Origin of the sequence: Crossiella cryophila, assembly GCF_014204915.1 — a bacterium.
GTDB classification, from domain to species: Bacteria; Actinomycetota; Actinomycetes; order Mycobacteriales; family Pseudonocardiaceae; genus Crossiella; species Crossiella cryophila.
The window spans coordinates 7589564-7608049 of record NZ_JACHMH010000001.1; the positions used below are offsets into that span (position 1 = coordinate 7589564).

General features: G+C 69.0%; 14 protein-coding genes. 6 read left to right on the forward strand and 8 right to left on the reverse strand.

Annotated features, from left to right (window positions below):
- Position 1: 1 nt before the first annotated feature.
- Positions 2-1102, reverse strand: coding sequence for a pyruvate dehydrogenase (acetyl-transferring) E1 component subunit alpha (gene pdhA / locus HNR67_RS32485; protein WP_185006055.1), 1101 nt, complete (start codon positions 1100-1102; stop codon positions 2-4).
- 171 nt (positions 1103-1273) lie between these two features.
- Between pdhA and HNR67_RS32490 the strand changes: the two genes are divergently transcribed.
- From HNR67_RS32490 to HNR67_RS46465, 5 genes are all read left to right on the forward strand, one after another.
- On the forward strand, positions 1274-1729 hold the full coding sequence (locus HNR67_RS32490) for an Lrp/AsnC family transcriptional regulator (protein WP_221490135.1): 456 nt from the start codon (positions 1274-1276) through the stop codon (positions 1727-1729).
- 172 nt (positions 1730-1901) lie between these two features.
- Positions 1902-3110 carry a S8 family peptidase gene (locus HNR67_RS32495; protein WP_185006059.1) on the forward strand — a complete coding sequence of 403 codons (1209 nt, stop codon included), beginning with the start codon at positions 1902-1904 and terminating at the stop codon, positions 3108-3110.
- Positions 3111-3218: 108 nt separating this feature from the next.
- On the forward strand, positions 3219-4109 hold the full coding sequence (locus tag HNR67_RS32500) for an aminoglycoside phosphotransferase family protein (RefSeq protein ID WP_407645152.1): 891 nt from the start codon (positions 3219-3221) through the stop codon (positions 4107-4109).
- A gap of 60 nt (positions 4110-4169) precedes the next feature.
- Entirely contained in the window at positions 4170-4421 is a 252-nt protein-coding gene (locus tag HNR67_RS32505; RefSeq protein ID WP_185006061.1) for a hypothetical protein, read from the forward strand.
- Positions 4418-6685, forward strand: a complete 2268-nt coding sequence (locus HNR67_RS46465; RefSeq protein ID WP_185006063.1) for a tetratricopeptide repeat protein — start codon at positions 4418-4420, stop codon at positions 6683-6685. Before HNR67_RS32505 ends, HNR67_RS46465 begins: the two co-directional genes overlap by 4 nt.
- On the opposite strand, the gene HNR67_RS32515 is transcribed toward HNR67_RS46465, so the two are convergent.
- The 4 genes from HNR67_RS32515 to HNR67_RS32530 are packed head-to-tail and all read right to left on the reverse strand — an operon-like array spanning position 6682 to position 9967.
- Positions 6682-7197 (reverse strand): GNAT family N-acetyltransferase, encoded by a 516-nt coding sequence (locus HNR67_RS32515; RefSeq protein ID WP_185006065.1) that lies wholly within the window; start codon positions 7195-7197, stop codon positions 6682-6684. The two genes, HNR67_RS46465 and HNR67_RS32515, sit on opposite strands and share 4 nt — an antisense overlap.
- 18 nt (positions 7198-7215) lie before the next feature.
- On the reverse strand, positions 7216-8010 hold the full coding sequence (locus HNR67_RS32520; RefSeq protein ID WP_185006067.1) for a citryl-CoA lyase: 795 nt from the start codon (positions 8008-8010) through the stop codon (positions 7216-7218).
- Positions 8007-9209, reverse strand: coding sequence for a CaiB/BaiF CoA transferase family protein (locus tag HNR67_RS32525; protein WP_185006069.1), 1203 nt, complete (start codon positions 9207-9209; stop codon positions 8007-8009). The genes HNR67_RS32520 and HNR67_RS32525 overlap by 4 nt, the downstream gene beginning before the upstream one ends.
- On the reverse strand, positions 9209-9967 hold the full coding sequence (locus HNR67_RS32530) for an IclR family transcriptional regulator (protein ID WP_185006071.1): 759 nt from the start codon (positions 9965-9967) through the stop codon (positions 9209-9211). The genes HNR67_RS32525 and HNR67_RS32530 overlap by 1 nt, the downstream gene beginning before the upstream one ends.
- A gap of 97 nt (positions 9968-10064) precedes the next feature.
- On the opposite strand from HNR67_RS32530, the gene HNR67_RS32535 reads away from it, so the two are divergent.
- Positions 10065-11381, forward strand: a complete 1317-nt coding sequence (locus HNR67_RS32535) for an MFS transporter (protein WP_185006073.1) — start codon at positions 10065-10067, stop codon at positions 11379-11381.
- On the opposite strand, the gene HNR67_RS32540 is transcribed toward HNR67_RS32535, so the two are convergent.
- From HNR67_RS32540 to ltrA, 3 genes are all read right to left on the reverse strand, one after another.
- Positions 11371-15213 carry an nSTAND1 domain-containing NTPase gene (locus tag HNR67_RS32540; protein WP_185006075.1) on the reverse strand — a complete coding sequence of 1281 codons (3843 nt, stop codon included), beginning with the start codon at positions 15211-15213 and terminating at the stop codon, positions 11371-11373. The genes HNR67_RS32535 and HNR67_RS32540 overlap by 11 nt on opposite strands.
- A gap of 268 nt (positions 15214-15481) precedes the next feature.
- Positions 15482-16336, reverse strand: a complete 855-nt coding sequence (locus HNR67_RS32545) for a glycoside hydrolase family 6 protein (protein WP_246492647.1) — start codon at positions 16334-16336, stop codon at positions 15482-15484.
- A 188-nt stretch (positions 16337-16524) separates the two neighbouring features.
- The gene (ltrA, locus tag HNR67_RS32550; RefSeq protein ID WP_185005084.1) at positions 16525-18294 is read right to left on the reverse strand and encodes a group II intron reverse transcriptase/maturase; all 1770 of its coding nucleotides are present in this window, start codon (positions 18292-18294) and stop codon (positions 16525-16527) included.
- Between the last annotated feature and the right edge of the window lie 192 nt (positions 18295-18486).

Here is an 18486-nt window from a genome sequence, read left to right on the forward strand (position 1 = left end):
CTCAGCGCTCCTCGGCGTCGAGTTCGGCGGCCAGCATCTCCTGCTGTTCGCGGAGCTGGCTGGTGGGTTCGGCGAAGACGTGCGCGAACAACTCCATCGGCGCCACAACGGGTTCGGCGTTCATCCGGGTGCGCAGGTCGGCGGCCTTGGCCTCGGCCTCGGCGGTCCAGGCCGCGATGTCCTCTTCGGACAGTGCGCCGAGGTCGCGGAGGTGTTTTTCCAGCCGGGCCATGGGGTCCCGGCCGAGCCAGCGCTGCACTTCCTCGTCCTCGCGGTACCGGGTGGCGTCGTCGGCGTTGGTGTGCGCCTCCATCCGGTAGGTGTGCGCCTCGATGAGGAAGGGCCCGTTGCCGGAGCGGGCGTGCTCGACGGCGGCCTGGAGCACGGCGAGCATGGCCACCGGGTCGTTGCCGTCGACCTGTTCGGAGCGCACGCCGTAGCCGATGCCCTTGTAGGACAACGCGGGCGCGGCACTCTGCTTGGACAGCGGCACCGAGATGGCGTAGCCGTTGCTCTGCACCAGGAAGATCACCGGCGCGTTGAACACGGCGGCGAAGTTGAGGGCCTCGTGGAAGTCGCCCTCGCTGGTGGCGCCGTCGCCGATGAAGGCGAGCACCACGGTGTCCCGGCCCTGCCGCTTCTCCGCGAAGGCCAGCCCGGTGGCGTGCAGGGTCTGGGTGGCCAGGGGGGTGCACTGGGGTGCGGTGCGGGCGGCCTTGGGGTCGTAGCCGCAGTGCCAGTCGCCGCGCAGCAGGGTGAGCACTTCGACCGGGTCCAGGCCGCGGGCGACCAGGGCCATGGATTCGCGGTAGGTGGGGAAGACCCAGTCGGTGTCGCGCAGGGCGAGCACGGCGCCGATCTGGCAGGCCTCCTGGCCGCGGCTGGAGGGGTACACGGCCAGGCGGCCCTGTTTGGTCAGCGCGGTGGCCTGGGTGTCGAACCGGCGGCCGATGATCATGCGCCGGTAGGCCTCGCGGAGCAGGGCCACGGGCGGTTCGGCGTAGCCGGCCTGATAGTCGGCCGGGCTGCCGTCCTCGGCGAGGAACCGGACCGGGGTCACGGAGGGCAGCAGCGCGTCAGGGCGCGCGGGAGCTTCGGTCACGGCGAACCTCCTAGTCGGACGTCCCTGTCTGACAGGCGTCCTCAAATGGTTGCCCCGTACGGGTGGCTGGCTCAAGATGTGCCAGAAACAGCAGACAAACGGCTTACCTGAAACGTGAAAGGCGGCAATATGTCCATCGACAGCGGTGCCGTTGGCTCAGCGGGCGGACAGATGGCCACCTCTCTGGACGAGGTGGACCGCTCGATCCTGAGAGTGCTGGCCAAGGACGGCCGGATCTCGATCAGAACGCTGGCCGAGCGGCTGCACATCTCGCGCACCAACGCCTACGCCAGAATCGACCGCTTGGTAGCCGACAAGGTGATCACCGGGTTCGGCGCCCGGATCGATCCGGCGCGGGCCGGGCTGGGCACCACCGCGATGGTGGTGGTGACCATCGAGCAGGCTTCGTGGCGCGAGGTGTCCGAGCAGTTGCGCTCGATTCAGTACGTGGAACACCTGACCATGGTCGGTGGCGACTTCGACGTGCTCGTGCTAGTGCGCGCACCCGACAACCAGGCCCTGCGGGAGATCGTTTTGGAGCGGATTCAGGAGGTGCTGGGGGTCCGCTCGACCCGCACCTGGCTGGTGTTCGACGAGGTCACAGGCACTCATCCGGGTCTCAGCTGACTAAATTGTGACTTTAAGTTGAAAGTTTGCTGTAACGCGACCTACTAACGTCGCCTTGCTTACTCCGTTCGGGTCAATCACTCTAGTTCAAGTGGCTGCGAGTAACCGCCCCCCTGAGGCAGCCGCAACTCCGTGTGGTGAGGGCTACACGGCGGAGTGAACGGAGTAATCGATGGCACGAGACCGACGCAGGGCCGCACTGGGCGCCGGGCTGATCGCCGGCACCTCCCTGCTCGCCCTGGTCGCTTCGGCGCTGCCCGGCCTCGCCGCGCCAGCCGAAGGCCAGATCCTCAACGCCGGTACCGCCAACGCGGTCTCGGGCAGCTACATCGTCACGCTGAAGGATGGCGCTGCCGGTGCGCAGGAACTGGCCTCCCGGTTCGGCGGCAAGGTCACCGCGACCTACGACAAGACCCTCAACGGCTTCGCCGTCTCGCTGAGCGAGCGGCAGGCCAAGCGGCTGGCCGCGGACTCGCGGGTGGCCACCGTGGAGCAGGACGGCGTGGTCAGCCTCGCCGGCGAGCAGCTCAACCCGGAGTGGGGCCTGGACCGTCTTGACCAGCAGTCCCTGCCGCTGGACAAGAAGTTCACCTACGCCAACGAGGGCGCGGGCGTGACCGCCTACATCCTCGACACCGGGGTGCGGCTGACCCACCAGGAGTTCGGCACCCGCGCCAAGAGCGGCTACGACTTCATCGACAACGACGCCGACGCCAGCGACTGCCAGGGCCACGGAACGCACGTGGCAGGCACCGTGGGCGGCACCAAGTACGGCGTGGCCAAGCAGGCCGACCTGGTCGCGGTGCGCGTGCTGAACTGCCAGGGCTCCGGCCAGTGGTCGCAGGTCATCGCGGGCATCGACTGGGTCGCGAAGAACGCCAAGAAGCCTGCCGTGGCCAACATGAGCCTCGGCGGCAACGGCACCAACGCGGCCCTGGAGAACGCGGTCAAGAAGGCGGTCGCCGCTGGCGTCACCTTCGCCATCGCCGGCGGCAACTCCGGCGCCGACGCCTGCAGCTTCACCCCGGCCAAGGTGCCCGAGGCGATCACCGTGGGCGCCACCCAGCAGAACGACGCCCGCGCGGTGTGGCAGGGCGCCTCGGTCGCCTCGAACTGGGGCAAGTGCCTGGACATCTTCGCCCCCGGCACCGCGACCGTGTCCGCGATCCACACCAACGACACGGGCACGTCGACCAAGAGCGGCACCAGCATGGCCACCCCGCACGTCGCGGGCGCGGTCGCGCTGTACCTCTCGGTGAACCCGCAGGCGACGCCGCAGGAAGTCCGCGACGCGCTGGTGAACAACGCGGTGAGCGACAAGCTGACCGACATCAAGACCGGTTCGCCGAACAAGCTGCTCAACATCAGCTTCATCAAGTAAGGCGAGTGCGCTGACCGGCCGGGGCCGGGTGCGCGGGGCCCTCCCCCGCCACCCGGCCCCGGTTTTATTCGGCGGCGCGGCAAGGCCCCGGCGGCCAGGATGTCCACTGTGGTCACCAAGATGCACGCCGACGAGGTCGAACTGGACGTCACCAGTGTCCGGAACCTGCTCACCGAGCAGTTCCCCCACTGGGCCGACCTCCCGCTGTCCCGCCTGGCCTCGGCGGGCACCGACAACGCGATGTTCCGCCTGGGCCCGGACATGGTGGTCCGCCTGCCCCGCATCGCAGGCAGCGCTGGCCAGGTCGCCTTCGAACAACGCTGGCTCCCCCGCCTGGCCCCCGAACTCCCGACCCCGGTCCCCGTCCCCCTCGGCCACGGCGTACCCGGCACCGGCTTCCCCTGGCACTGGTCGGTGTTCCGCTGGCTGGACGGCGAGAACCCCACCGTCGACCAGCTCGACGATCCCGCACGGCTGGCCACCGACCTGGCCGAGTTCATCACCGCCCTGCACCGAGTCGCCCCCGACGGCCCACCCTGCTCCCGCGGCCGCGCACTGTCCACAAGAGACGAACCAACCAGGCACGCACTGTCCCAATTGGACGCGGAGATCGACGTACCCGCGGTGACCGCGTTGTGGGAGCAGGCATTGCGAGTCCCGGCCTGGACCGGCGCCCCGGTCTGGCTGCACAGCGACCTCTCCCCCGGCAACGTCCTACACGACCAGGGCCGCCTCAGCGGCGTGATCGACTTCGGCGCAGCGGGCACCGGCGACCCGGCGGTGGACCTGCTCCCGGCCTGGAACCTGCTACCCGCGAGCGTGCGCGAGGAGTTCCGGACGGCGACGGGCGTGGACGCGGCCACCTGGGCACGTGGCCGGGGCTGGGCGCTGTCGATCTCCCTGATCCAGCTGCCGTACTACTTGCACACCAACCCAGCCCTGGTGGCCAGCTCCCGGCACGTGCTCCGGGAGATCCTGGCGGATGCTGCGATAGAGTAACGAACCGTAACGCTGAGTGCCCGCCGGTGGACTTTCCTGCCGAGGCAGGAAGGAGGCGGCATGCGCCAACTACTGTTCGCCCTGGTCACCGCCCTGGTGACCACCGGCGTCGGGATCAGCGTCAACGTGGCCACCGATCTGGAGTCCAACTGGTGGGCCTGGGTCGCGGTCGGTGTGTGCACCCTGGCCGCCGCCGGAGTGGCCTGGTGGACCCAGCGACCCGCGCCCACCGGCGGTGGCCAGACCGCGATCGCCGCCGACCACGCCACCATCCAGCAGGCCGGACGCGACATCATCCAGGGACCGCGGTGACCGACCGGCAGTTCGCGTTCGGGTCCGGCCATTCCCGGATCCAGCAAGCCGGACGCGACATCGTCAACCACTACGCCGCTGGCGAGGAGCCACCACGGATCAGTCCACCGCGGCGAGTCAGTGCGGCCGCCCGGATGCTGTTCGGCACCCACCCGCCGGTGCCGCTGGGGCGGCCGACGACGTGGTTGCGGCCGGACGCGGACATCGTGCCGGTGCAGCCTCGGCCGGAGGTGGACGAGTTGCGGCGGTGGTGTGTCGAGCAGGGCCGGTCGCGGTTGCGGTTGGTGTGTGGGCGGGGTGGGCAGGGCAAGACGCAGTTGGGGCGGCAGCTCACCGGGCAGTTGCGGGAGTTGGGGTGGCTGGCGGGGTTCCTGGACGCGGCTGGGACGCGGTGGCCGGAGATCGAGGCGGCGCTGGGGAGTAAGCCGGTGCAGCGGGTGGATACGTTGCTGGTGCTGGATTACGCGGAGAACCAGGCCCTGACGTTGAATCGGTTGGCGGACTTGGTGCGTCGGTCGCCTCGGGTGCGGGTGTTGTTGCTGGCGCGACATGAGGGTGGGTGGTGGCGGGATCTGGTGGATGAGCCCGCGTGGTCGGGGATGGTGGATCCGGTGGCGTTGCCGTTGGGGTCGTTGACTGATCAGTTGCCGCCGGATCGGGTTCGCGCGGTGCATGGTGAGGCGGCGCGGTGTTTTTCGGATCGGTTGGGGCGTGCGGTGCCTGAGTTGTCGTGGCATGAGCGGCGGTGTACGACGACGTTGGATTTGTACGCTGATGCGTTGCTTCAGGTGCTTGATGCTGAGTCGCCGGTGCGGAGCGGGGTGCCGGATGATCCGGTGGCGGATGTCCTTGCGCATGAACGGCGGCATGTGCGGCAGGTGTTGCGTGCCGAGGGTGTTGTGGTGTCGGCGGCTGATCTTGACTGGATGTTGCTGGCGGCTTATCTGGTTCCGGCGGGCACCTTGGTTGAGGCGGTGACGGCGTTGGAAGCGTTGCCGTTGCTGGAGGAGGTTGATCTCGCGAAGGTTGCGCGGGTGTTGGGTGGGTTGTATCCGGATGAAGCGGGTGGGGTTTGGGCGCCGCCGCGTCCGGATCGGTTGGCAGATACGCATGTGCTGGCGGTGGCAGCGGGTTCGGTGTCCGATGGGGATTGGGTTGAGGCCGCGGTTGCCTTGTGCGGCAACGATGAGCAGCCGGTCCGGTTGTTGTTGCGATGTTTGTCCACACCGCGAGCCGACCTGGTTGCGATTCGCCGGGTCGAGCAAGCGGTGGGCGAGTTGGTGGTCCGGCAGCCGCAGACCTGTTTGCTGCCGGTGATCCTGGCCGAGCCACGGCGGTTCGAGGCGGAGATCCTCCAGGCCGTGCGACCGAATGGTCTCGACCTCGCTGACCTCCAGAACATCGACTACGTCCTGGATTCCCTGGACTTGTCCGTGGCACGGGCAAATGTCACGTTGGCCATCTCGACCCGGCTGGTCGCCGAGACAACACCCGGCGAGGGTGCAAGCGACGAGGAGTACTTCTGGTATGCCTGCACACTGAACCGGCTCAGCTCTGGGCTGATGACAGTTGGGCTGGATCAGCAGGCCCTGGCCGCCAGCGAACAGGCGGTGACGATCCTGAAACAGGTCGCGGACATCAATCCCGATATCTACCTGACCGCACTCGCGACGGCATTGAGCAGCCACAGCGTCGATCTGTCGGTTGCGGGGCGACTACCCGAGGCGTTGATCGCGGCCGCCGAATCAGTCCAGATCTATCGTAAGCTGGCCGAACAGGATCCTGGCAGCTTCCTGCCCGACCTCGCTAGTGGTCTGGGAAGCCTTGGCGTCAGTCTTTCCCATGTGGATCGGGTCCAGGAGGCACTAGCCCACATCGAGGAATCCATCTCGATCTACCGCAGGCTGGCGCACGACAACCCTGCCCATCTCCATGGCCTTGCCCGGTCGATGTATTGCCTTGGTACCAACCTGGCGGAGGTTGGCCGATCTGAGGAGGCCCTCGCAGCAAGTGCGGAGGCCGTCGAGCTGTACCGGCAGCTCGTGGTGAGCAACAGCGACGCCTACCTGCCCCAGCTGGCGACCTCGTTGATCATGTTTGCCCAGGCCAGGGTCATCACCTCACTCGAGTTGCCCATAGCACTCACCGCCGCCACAGAAGCGATTGATCTCTGCCGGTTGCTGGCCGGGCAGCTCCCGCAGCGCTACGCCGGCTATCTGGCGCTGGCGAACCAGATCCTGACCGACATCCGAGGGAAGCTCTAGTCCGCCTGGTGGGTCCAGATCTCCAGGAACACAACCTCGCCATCCCGTTCCAACCGCTCCGGCTCCCCCGGCGCCAACTGATACCCCGCCGACCGAGCAACCCCCTTACTCGGCTCATTCGTCGTATTGATCCGCAACCGGAGTTCGTTCAACCCCAACACATCATGCCCAAACTCCGTCAACACCCGAGTAGTCCGCACCGCCAACCCCTGCCCCCGATGCGCAGGCCCCACCACATACCCCGCCTCAGCCCGACTCGGCGCCAGAAAAGCCAACCCCAGCGCCGCCTTGCCATCCGTCGTGATCGCCAGGTGCAGCCGATTGTCCTCGGCGCGCGTGCGGCGGATCATCGCCAGGTAGTCAGCCGGGTCGAAGGGGCTGGGGATGGGGGTGTTCTCGTGGATTTCGGGGTGGTCCAGGAGGTCGGCCATCACTTCCAGGTCGGCGTCGTCCCATTCGCGGAGTACCAGGCCGTGGCCGGTGAGGGTGAGGGGCCAGGCCAAGGGGTCCACGGGCTGCTCCTGTCGGGGTCAGGGTCGGTCAAGATCACGGTACGGCTTGCCGTGGTAACCGGCCAGTAAGGGTTTGGGCAGGGGGCCCTTGATGCGGGCTCCGCCTTCTTTTTCCTCCCAGGCGTGGGCCAGGATGCCGACGCTGCGGGAGAGCAGGAACAGGCCGCGGGCCAGTTCGGCTGGGAAGCCCAGTTCGGCGTAGATGATGGCGGTGGCGCCGTCGATGTTCATCGGGATCGGTTTGGATCTGCCTGCTGCCAGGGCTTTTTCCAGGGCCAGGCCGGCGGCGAGGGCGTTGCCGGGGACCTCGCCCGCGTCGACGGCGGACTGGACCTGGGCCAGCAGTGGGTCGCGGCGGGGGTCGTGTGGGTGGAAGCGGTGGCCGAAGCCGGGGAGGTGTTTCCCGGCTTCGCGGTGCAGGGCGACCAGGTCGGTGGGGTTTTCGCCTGCGATGACGCGGTGCAGCAGGTGGACGCATTGCTGGCCCGCACCACCGTGTACGTCGCCGAGCAGGCCGACTCCGGTGGCCACCGCCGAGTTCAGGCCGACTCCGCAGGTGGCGGCCATCCGGGCGGCGGCGATGGAGGGGGCTTGCGGGCCGTGGTCGACGGCGGCGACCAGGGCCGCTTCCAGCAGGCGGGACTGGGCGGGGGTGGGCAGGTCGCCGCGCAGCATCAGCCAGATCTGGTCGGTGAAGGTGAGCCGGCCGATGAGTTGTTCGACGGGGTAGCCGCGGAGCAGGATCTCGCCGGGGCGGATGCGGGTGATCGCGGTGGACCACCAGTCGGTGACCGGGCTGTGTTCGCCGCTCATACCGCGCCTCGCTCTCGGAGCCGGTCGATCTCCTCGGGTGGATAGCCCAGTTCCGCCAGCACTTCCCGGGTGTGCTCGCCCAGCAGTGGCGGCGGGGACAGCGGGCGGGCGGACTCGCCGTCGACCCGGACCGGGCTGCCCAGCACGTCCAGCGCGCGGTCCCGGCCGTCCGGGAACGGCAGCCGGTGCACGAACTCGCGGGCCGCGAGTTGTTCCAGGCCAAGGGCATCCGGCACGGACAGCACCCGGGCGGCCGGCACCCCGGCGTCGGAGAGGATCTCCTCCCACTCCTTGGCGGTGCGTTGGGCGAGGGCGGGTTCGAGTTCGGTGCGGAGTTGCTCTCGGTGTGCCTTGCGGTCCACCGGGTGGGTGAAACGGTTGTCACTCAATAGATCCTCCCGACCGAGTAGTCGGGACAGGGTGGCGAACTGTTGCTGGCGGTTGGCGGCGATGTTGAGGTGGCCGTCGGCGGTGGCGAAGGTGCCCGACGGGGCGGCGGTAAAGTTCTCGTTGCCGATCGGCTCGGGGTTGTGGCCGGTGATGAGGTAGTTCGAGGTGACCCAGCCCATCGCGGTGAGCGCGGACTCCAGCATGGACACGTCCAGGAACGCGCCCTCGCCGGTGCGTTCCCGGCGCAGCAGCGCGGCGGTGACGGCGTAGGCGGCGACCAGGCCGCCGAGGGTGTCGGCGACCGGGAAGCCGGCGCGCAGCGGGGTGACCTCGGGGGTGCCGGTCACGCTCATCATGCCGCTGAGGCCCTGCACGATCTGGTCGTAGGCGGGCCGGGAGCGCATCGGGCCGGTCTGGCCGAAGCCGGAGATCGCGCAGTAGACCAGGCCGGGATTGGCTGCCCGCAACACATCCCAGCCCAGGTCGAGCCGGTCCATCACGCCGGGCCGGTAGTTCTCCACCAGCACATCGGCCTCGGCCACCGCGCGCAGCAGTGCCGCCCGGCCCTCGGCGTCCTTGAGGTTGATCGTGAGCGACCGCTTGCCCGCGTTCTGCGCCAGAAAGGAGGCGCCCAGGAGGTCCTCGGAGAGGCCGCGGTCCGCGCCGAGCTGGCGGGCCAGGTCGCCGGTGCCGGGCACCTCGACCTTGATCACCTCCGCACCCTGCAGGGCCAGCTGGTAGCAGGCGAACGGTCCGGCCAGCACCGTGGTCAGGTCCAGCACCCGCACCCCGGCCAGCAACGCGGCCATCAGCCCGCCCCGCCAATGCAGTCCAGCGCGGTCAGCTTGCGGGCCGAATCCACCAGCAGGGCACCGAATCCGGCCACCACGGTCTCGGTGAACCGCGCGGTCGGACCGCCCAGCGCGAGCGCGGCCAGCACCTGACCGTCCCGCCCGAACACCGGTGCGGCCACCCCGGACACGCCCTCCTCGCGTTCGCCGTGGCTTACCGACCATCCGGTCAGCGCGGCCGCACGGGCCCGCTCGGCCAGGGTCCGCGCCCAGTTCTCGTGCGGGGCCTGCCGGGCGATGGCCGCGATGTCGGCCTGGTCCGCCCTGGACAGCAGCACGTGACTGGCCGCGCCGGACCACAGCGGCATCTCCGCGCCGACCAGGACCACGTGCCGCAGTGTGCGGGTGCCCTCCTGCCGGGCGATGCACACCCTGGCCCGCTGCTGCCGCACGTACAGGTGCACCGCCTCGCCGCCGCTGGCCTGGCTCAGCCCGGCCAGCAGGGCCAGTGCCGCCTCGGGCAGCTGCCAGGTGGAGCGGGCCAGTTCGGCCCAGCGCAGCAACGCCGGACCCGGCACGGTGCGCCCGTCGCCGCGGCTCCACAGCAGCCCGCACTGTTCCAGCGTGTGCACCAGCCGGACCACGGTCGTCTTGGCCAGACCGGTGGCGTCCATCAGCTCGCGCACGGTGCGGCTGGGGTGTTCGGCGTCGTAGAGCGCGAGCAGTTCCACCGCCCGCTGCACGCTGCGCACCCCGGACGATTCGGATTCGGACACAACTCCCCCTTGCCTGGGACTGGACGGGTCCATAACATCACCGAACCACTCAGCGGCACAAGTGTACCACCTGGTGGTACTCGACAAAGGAGTCCGGATGATTCGTCCCAGGGTGGCCCTGGCCGCGGTGCTCGGCACCACCGTGGAGTGGTACGACTTCGCGCTCTACGGCACCGCCGCGGCCCTGGTCTTCAACAAGCTCTACTTCCCCGGCAGCGACCCACTGGTCGGCACCGTGCTCGCCTACGGCACCTTCGCCATCGGCTTCCTGGCCCGCCCACTCGGCGGCGCCTACTTCGGTGAACGCGGGGACACCAAGGGGCGCAAGAACGTCCTGGTCGCCACGCTGTTGCTGATGGGGGTGGCCACCACCGGGATCGGCCTGCTGCCCACCTACGGACAGATCGGCCTGGCCGCGCCGGTCCTGTTGACCCTGCTGCGTTTCGTGCAGGGTTTCGCCGCCGGCGGGGAGAAGACCGGAGCGCTGATCATCCTGTTCGAGAACTCACCGCCGAAGTGGCGCGGCTTCCTCACCTCACTGCCCGCGATCGGCACCGGCACCGGAACCCTGTTGTCCACCGGTGCTTTCGCACTGGTCACCGCGACACTGTCCGAAGAGGACTTTCTCTCCTGGGGCTGGCGGGTGCCGTTCCTGCTGGGGGCCGCGCTGACCCTGTTCGGCCTGTGGATCCGCCGCTCCATCGACGAGACCGAGGAGTTCAAACGCGCCGGGGTGCCCGCGCCCACGGTCCGCCGTCCGCTGCGGGAACGCCTGGCGCAGAGCAGGTTCATGGAGGCATGGCGCCGCTACCCGCGACAGATGCTGATCGTCATCTGCGCGGGCGCCGGTGAGAACGCCGGGTTCTACGTCTTCGGCACCTTCTCCGTGGCCTACGCCCAGGACCGCCAGCTGCCCACCGCCGCCCTGCTCACCGGCATCTCCATCGCCGCCGCGGTCAAGCTGATCACCGTGCCCGCCTTCGGCGCGCTGTCGGACCGGATCGGCCGCCGCCCGGTCTCCATCGGCGGCGCGCTGGTGCTGCTGGCCGCGGCCTGGCCGTTCTTCCAGCTGCTCGACGGCGGTCAGACCTGGGCGATCTGGCTGGCACTGCTGATCACCCTTGGCATCGGCCAGTCCGCGATCCTGGGCTCCCAGCCCGCGTTCTTCGCCGAACTCTTCGACACCAAGGTGCGCTTCAGCGCGGTCGGCGTGGCCAACAACATCGGCACCGTGCTCACCGGCGGCCTGGCCCCGCTGCTGGCCACCGCGCTGCTGTTGTGGTTCGACCACAACGTCTTCGGCGTGGTGGTGTTCGTGGCGCTGATGAGCGGGCTGACCGCGGTCACCGTGGCGCTGGCCCCGGAAACCCGGCACGTCGAACCGGCGCCCGCGGCCGTGCCGACTAACAGGTAGGGCGGCGCGGCAGGTCCAGCAGGTGCCGCTGCCACTGCTGTTCGGACAGCTGCCCGGTGCTGGCGCAGATCCGGTCCACCGCCTTGGTCACGTCCAGGTCCAGCAGCCGCGCGGTGTTCGTGCCGTCGCCGACGACCAGGTGCCGGTCGTCGACGCGGAAGGCGAGCACCGAACCCGCGTTGTTCCCGGTGCTTATCGGACCGCCAAGCGCGCTGGGGTTGGCCGGATCGGCCACCCGCCACAGCCGCATCGTGCTGTCGTTGCTGGTGCTGGTCAGGGTGCCGCCGTCGGGGCTGAACACCATCGCGGTGACCTGTTTGGTGTGTCCGGTGAGGGTGCTGAGCTGACGCGGGTTGGCCGGGTCGGCGATGGACCACAGGGTGATGGCGTCCTCGCGGTAGGACATGGCCAGGGTGCGGCCGTCCGGGCTGATCGCCAGCCGGTCCACCGGGCCCGGCATGGTGAACCGGCCGCGCCGCACCGGGTTGGCCGGATCGCTGACATCCCAGAGCTGCACGGTGCGGTCCAGACTCGAACTCGCCAGCAGCCGGCCATCCGATCGGAAGGCGAGCACCATGATCTCGCGCTCGTGTCCGTCCAGCTTGCCGAGCTGCCGGGGGTCACGCGGATCGCTGATGTCCCACAGCCTGCTGGTCTGGTCGGTCTCGTTGGTGGCCATGGTGCGGCCGTCCGGGGTCACCGCGATGCCGGTGGTGAAGTGGGTGCCCAGGTTGAGTTCCTTGAGCAGCGACGGTTCGGCCGGATTGGTCAGGTCCCACAGCCGCACCAGCGAGGTGTTGCTCAGGGTGACCAGCAGGCGATCGTCCTTGGCCAGCCGGAAGTAGACCGGGCAGTCCTGGCACCGCCGCGGCGTGTTGACCACGGGCAGCTCGGCCATCGTCCGCACCGGCTCACCGTCGGCCGTGGACCAGATCCGGATGGACTGGTCCTTGGCCCCGGTCACGGTGAACCGTCCATCCCGGCTGGACAGCGCGAAGTCCACCGGCTCCTGGTGCCCGATCAGCACCTCAGCGGGCAATGACCACAGCCGCACCGAGCCATCGCCCGCGCCGGTGGCCACGGTGCGGCCGTCCGGGCTGAAACCGACCGCGTAGACGGTGCCGCCGGTGCCGGCCAGTGGCGGCCCGATACCGGTGATCGCGGTGGGGTTGGCGGAGTTCCACAGCAGGGCGAGCCCGCCCCCGCCCGCGGTGACCATCACCGTGCCCGCCCGGTTGAACGCCACCCGCCACACCGCGCCGTTGTGCCCGCTGACCAGGTTGAACAGCAGAGCGCCGTCGGCGATCCGCCACAGCCGCACGCTGGAGTCCCGGCTGCCGGCGGCCACCGTCCTGCCATCGGGGGTGAAGGCCAGCGTGTACACGCTGACGCCGGCCAGCTTGCGCACCTCCCGCAGTTCGCCACCGGTCAGGTCCCACACCCGGATCGGGCCGTCCCCGCCCGCGGTGACCAGGGTGCGGCGGTCCGGACTGAACACCATCGCCCACAGCTCGCCGTCGGCGCCGATCCGCGGCCCGCCCAGCGGCCGGGGGTTGGCCGGATCGCTCAGGTCCCACAGCCGCAGCACGCCCGTGGCGTGCCCGGTGGCCAGGATCTTCCCGTCCGGGTGGAAGGCGGAGGTGTTGATCCGTGCCTCGCGGTCGTCACCGGCCAGCCAGCTCGTGACCAGGATGGGCGCGGCCGGGTCGGCGATGTTCCACACCCGCATCCGGCCCTCGGCCCCGCCCGCGGCCATCAGCTTGCTGTCGGCGCTGAACACCACGGTGATCAGCCAGCCCTTGTGCCCTTCCAGCGGCGGCCCCCACGGCCGCACGTTGGCCGGGTCGCGGACGTCCCACAGCCGGACCGTGCCGTCGTCACCGGTGGTGGCCAGCACCTTGCCGTTCGGGCTGAACTCGGTCTGGAACACCTCGCCGACGTGCCCGGCCAGGCTTTCGGCCAACGGGGTGTTGCGGGTGCCGACCAGCCGGGTGTGCACGCTCTGATCCTGCGGGCGCAGCCGGTGCGCGGCCAGGTTGAGCTGCGCGGACAGCGAGGGATCGCTCGCGGCGAGCCGGTCGGCCTCGGCCAGCACGTGCCGGAAACTCGCGTCGTCGCGCTGGCGTTCGGCGGTGGCCCGTTGCTGGAAGGCCACGATCGCGGTGGCGGAGGCCAGGATCGCGAAGGCGACCACCGCGGCCACCAGCTGGCGCAGCCGCCGGGTCCGCCGCCGCTGCCCTGCCGCCTCCTCCTCCCGCGCGTGCTCGGCCGCGGTGAGGAACTCCCGCTCCCGCACGGTCATCGCGGTCCCGTTGCCCGCCGCCCAGGCGCTGGCCTGGGCCAGCCGGACGCCGCGGTAGAGCGCGGCCGGATCGCGGTCCAGGGATTCCCAGGTGTCGGTGGCCTCGGTGAGCAAGCGGTGCGTGCGCAGGCCCTCGCGGTCGGCGGCCAGCCAGTCGTGCAGGCGGGGCCAGCAGCGGATCAGGGCCTCGTGGCTGATCTCCAGGCCGTCCTGGTCGGCGGTGACCAGGCGGGCCTGGACCAGTGCGGCCACCACGTGCGCGGTGTCCGGGTGGTCGTCGAGTTCCCGGTGGTAGAGGCGGCGTTTGGTGTCCTCGGTGCCCTCGCCGAGCGCGGTCAGCCGCAGGAACAGGTGCTGGGCCACGGTTTGCTGGGCCTGGTCGAACCCGGCGTAGCTGCCCTCGGCGGTGCGCGCGATGGCGTGCGCGATCCCGCCGGCGGCCTGGTAGCCGACCGAGGTGAGCGTGGTGCCGTGCCTGCGCCGCCAGGTCTCCAGCAGTGCGTGCGAGACCAGCGGCAAGACTCCCGGCTGCCCGGCCGTCTCGGCCATCACGGTGGCGACCAGGGCGTTCTCCAACCGGTAACCGCGGTCCATGGCCGGCCGGGTGATCGCCTCGCGCAGTTGTTCGGTGGTCATCGGGCCGAGCAACACCTGCCCGTCCTGGATGGCCTCGACCAGTCCGGCGTGCGCGGCGCAGTGGGTGTAGAAGTCGGTGCGCGCGCCAAGCACCACCCGGACCCGGCTGGTCGGCGCACTGGCCGCGTGCAACAGCATGGCCAGGAACAGCTCGCGTTCGGCCGGGTCCGGGCAGAGGGTGAAGACCTCCTCGAACTGGTCCACCACCACCAGCAGTTCGACGCCCTCCCGGTCGGCGAGGGCCTGCCGGACCCGCAGGTGCAGGTGTTCGGCGCCGCGGCCGAACTCCGCGCGCAGCACGGCCGCGGATTCGCCGGTGAGCGCGGCCAGTTGCACCGCGCATTCCTCCACCGGCTGTCTGCCCGGCGACATCAACAGCACCGGCTGCGGGTTCTCCCCCTTGCCAACGGTGGCGATCAGTCCCGCGCGTAACAGCGAGGATTTCCCGGCCCCTGACGCGCCGAAGACGGCCAGGAATCGCCGTTGCGCCAGGCGGTCGATGAGTTGTCCGACAATCTCGGCACGGCCGAAAAAGCGGTCCGCGTCATTGGCCTGGAAGGCGGCCAGGCCGACATAGGGCGCGTCGGTTTCCACCGGCGGCGGCTTTTCCGACTCCGCATCGGGCTGGGCCAACTCGGCCGCGACCCGGTGCCAGCGGGATTCCCATTCCCCGGCATCGCCCGAGCAGGCCCGGACAAAGGCCAGGGTCGCGGCGAGGCTGGGCAGTCGTTTGCCGCCTGCGGCGTCGGCCAGGGTGGTGGCCGAGTAGTGCGAGCGGCGGGCGAGTTCCCGATAGGTCGGGCTGCCCGCGGCCGCGCGCAGGGCACGGAGGTCGCGGGCGAAGCTGGTCAGCGCGTCATCGCCGGAGCCGAGCGGCTGTTCGGTGCGTGGCATGCAGGTCCCCCAGCAGGTGGCCGCGTTGTCCGGAGCCTGTTGTACGACCCCCACCGTCGTGACACCGGACAACCCGAAGGCATTAGACATCACCCTGTCGCATTCAGCAGCGGGATGCGGCAACTCACAGGAACACGCGTCATCCGCAGGGGGCGAGGCTGTCAGCGCCGGGCGGGCTGAGACAGCCATCTGTTGGTGGATGCGTGTGTGGGGGGTCGCCGCCGAGCCGGATAGCTGGGGGTTGTCCGGCCCGGCGGCGGCCGAGTGCTCAGGTGCCGTCAATCAGTCTGATGGCGAGCGCGGGACTGAACTGGCCAGCGGGAATGCCGGGGCCGATGCCGCAGTCGCCGTCGGAGTTGCCGGGGGTCTTGACCCACAGCAGCATTTCCGCGCCGCCGCCGACCTGGGCGGGCACGCCGAGTTTCCGGCCGGGTGGATTGCACCACTGCCCGTTGTGGCCATTGCCGTTGCGACTGGTGTCGATCACGAATTTGGCTGGGTAACCCAGGGCGGCGACCACCGAGCCTGCGTAGTTCTGGGAGGTGGCGGTCGGGTAGTAGTTGGACACGTTGACCGCGAAGCCGCGCACGTTGCGCACCCCGGCGGAGTCCAGGCGAGCGGCCATGGTGGCGGCGGGCACCCAGCCCACGTTGCCGCCGTCGAGGTAGGCGAAGGTGTTCGGCGCCTTCTGCCGGAGCTGCTGGGTGGCGTAGGTCAGCATGCCGAGGCGTTCCCGGATGGCGGCCTCGCTCATGCACTCGAAATCGCCGAGCGCGTCCGGTTCGATCACCACCACCGCGGGTTTGCCGCCGATCCCAGCGGCCAGGCTGGAGATCCAGGTGCGGTAGGCGGCCGGGTTGCCCGCGCCGCCGCCGGAGTGGCCGCCGCAGGCGTCCCTACCGGGCAGATGGTAGGCGACCAGCACCGGCAGTTTGTCGTGACTGTCAGCCGCACCGACGTAACTGGCCACGGTGGCGCCGATGTTGGCGTCGGCGCCAAACCACCTACCGATCGGTCGGTTGGCGATCGCGGACTGGATGCGCGCGGCGCGGGCGTCACCGGGGTTGTTGCGGGCCCACACCGCTGGGGTGGAGTTGGGGTTGACGTAGAAGCCGCTGGTCAACTCGATCGGGTTGGCCGCGAACGCGGGTGACGCGGTGGCCAGGAGCAGGGCGGTTGCGGACAGGGCCAGCCGGGCGGTCCACGACAGTCGGGTAGGACCGCCGCATTGCTGCGGCGGTCCCCCCTCAGAACCGTGCGTGCCACTCGTCGCGGCACACGGCTCAAGTGGGCCCCCAGGGTCGCGCTGGATCATGCTTTACCAACCTTCCTGCCTTGCGCAGCATGAAGCTGACGCAGGCATTCAGCGTGTACAAGGCGAAGATTCGGTTTCTCATCCGAGCCGCCATCCCGCCGAAGCACGAGCCGCTGCCGTTGCAGCGGTTTCATGGATGCCGTGAACCATCGCGCCCAGTCGCGCACATTGTCTGGTTCATACTCGGCACCGGCGACCAGCGGCTGTTTACACAGCGGACAGATCCCCTTCTGGCGGTCCGCCAACGCAACGGACATTCTGTCCGCGGTCGTCGGCATCTTCTTGCGTACGCGACTCGCCCAGTATCTCTCCAGGCTCGGATCGTCAGGGGAACTGTCCCCCTTGACCTGAATGTGCCTTTCGATCCTGACCCAAGCGAACTTGTGAACATAGGCTCCGGTTTCCCGATCACCAAACACCCACCTGTCCTGCCTGAGTGAATTGAACCGGCCGAAATACCTGGAGACAACCCAGGCTATCGACTTCTTCGGGTGCGTATGCTTTCCCCACTTCAAAGCGAGTCTGTACATATGACTGTCCAAGGACTTGAACGTCTTCTTGGACACCACCGTCCGGTAGTAAGTAGCCCATCCCTTGATGATAGGATTGAGCCTCTTCGCCATGGCCTTGGCGTTCACTCCCCGCAGGGAATGCACCTCGTCATGGAGCCTCTTCCGGACCCTCTTGACGGCCTCTTTGCTGGGCTTGATGATCATTTTGTCGTTGTAGCGACGGATGTTGAACCCCAGAAAATCAAATCCATCACGAAGGTGGACGACTCGCGTCTTCTCCTCATTGAAATTCAACCCTCTGGGAGCAAACCATCGCGCCAGCGACTCCTTGATCCCATACGCTTCCGCTTCGCTGTGACAAAGCACCACGAAGTCGTCGGCGTAGTTGACCAGCGTCGGCCTGCCCCGCCGCGCCCAGCTGGACTCGGAATTGCTGGGGCCGCCGACGGCCGTGCTCATCCCGCTCAACGCGATATTGAGGAGCAAAGGACTGATAACGCCACCCTGCGGCGTCCCCTCCTCGGTGGGAGAGAACCGGCCGTTCTCCATGACTCCCGCTCGAAGCCAGGCTCGGATCAGCCCCCGACCGGGGAACGATCCTATGGCTCTGAGCAGGTGTTCATGGCTGATGCGGTCAAACGCGGCTGACAGGTCGGCGTCGAGAACCCACACCCTCTTGGCTCGTTTCGTGCCGCAGGTGTTGAAGATGGCCTCGACCGCGTCGTGGCAGCCTCGCCCAGGGCGGAAACCGTAGGTTCGTTCGTCGAACCGGGCTTCCCACTCGGGTTCCAGTGCGTTCTTGGCGCGCGCTTGACGTGCGCGGTCGAGCAGCACGGGAATCCCCAGGGGGCGTTGCTTCCCATTCGCTTTCGGAATATACACGCGACGGACCGCGCGGGCTCCACGAGACAGCGGATCAGCAGCGATCTTCGCCACCATCCGTCCCCGCTCCGTCGGAGTCAGTGCCGTCTCCTGGTCTATGCCCGCCGTTCGTCGGCCGGTGCTCAACTGAGTCACCCTCTTCACGCTGACAAGTGTGTTCGAGTGTGACCGCAGCATAAGCTTTTGCAAGTTCCGGACCTTGGACAGGTCCTGTTCCCGCGCGGCCTTGAAGATTCGCTGCCGCAGTCGCCGTACTCGCGCTTCGCCTCTAGCCCAGTCGATGCTGTGCCATTGCCGAGCGTAGTCCTTGGGTCCGTTCACCGATGCTGGCAGAGGCGCCGCCTCGGCGGTCGCTCCCGCCTGTTTCGGCATCTAACTTGTCCCTCGGTTCCGACTTCCTGACAGGTGGTCTTCACGGGCCTACCTGATCCGCGTCTGCTCCCTTTCGGGCCGGGCATCCGCCCGTATCCGGCGGGTTATGCGGGACGGCGGAGCCGCCGCTGCTCCCGGTTTCCCCTGAGCTTTCGCCCTACCGGCCTTTGCTTCTCGGATCATCCTGTTCCC

Bases quoted from the DNA above. Each gene is read 5' to 3' on its own strand.
- HNR67_RS32490 (WP_221490135.1), top strand. From the start codon at position 1,274: ATGGCCACCTCTCTGGACGAGGTGGACCGCTCGATCCTGAGAGTGCTG.
- HNR67_RS32520 (WP_185006067.1), bottom strand. From the start codon at position 8,010: ATGAGCGGCGAACACAGCCCGGTCACCGACTGGTGGTCCACCGCGATC.
- HNR67_RS32535 (WP_185006073.1), top strand. From the start codon at position 10,065: ATGATTCGTCCCAGGGTGGCCCTGGCCGCGGTGCTCGGCACCACCGTG.
- HNR67_RS32540 (WP_185006075.1), bottom strand. From the start codon at position 15,213: ATGCCACGCACCGAACAGCCGCTCGGCTCCGGCGATGACGCGCTGACC.
- ltrA (WP_185005084.1), bottom strand. From the start codon at position 18,294: ATGCCGAAACAGGCGGGAGCGACCGCCGAGGCGGCGCCTCTGCCAGCA.
- HNR67_RS32525 (WP_185006069.1), bottom strand. From the start codon at position 9,209: ATGGCCGCGTTGCTGGCCGGGGTGCGGGTGCTGGACCTGACCACGGTG.
- HNR67_RS32495 (WP_185006059.1), top strand. From the start codon at position 1,902: ATGGCACGAGACCGACGCAGGGCCGCACTGGGCGCCGGGCTGATCGCC.
- HNR67_RS32505 (WP_185006061.1), top strand. From the start codon at position 4,170: ATGCGCCAACTACTGTTCGCCCTGGTCACCGCCCTGGTGACCACCGGC.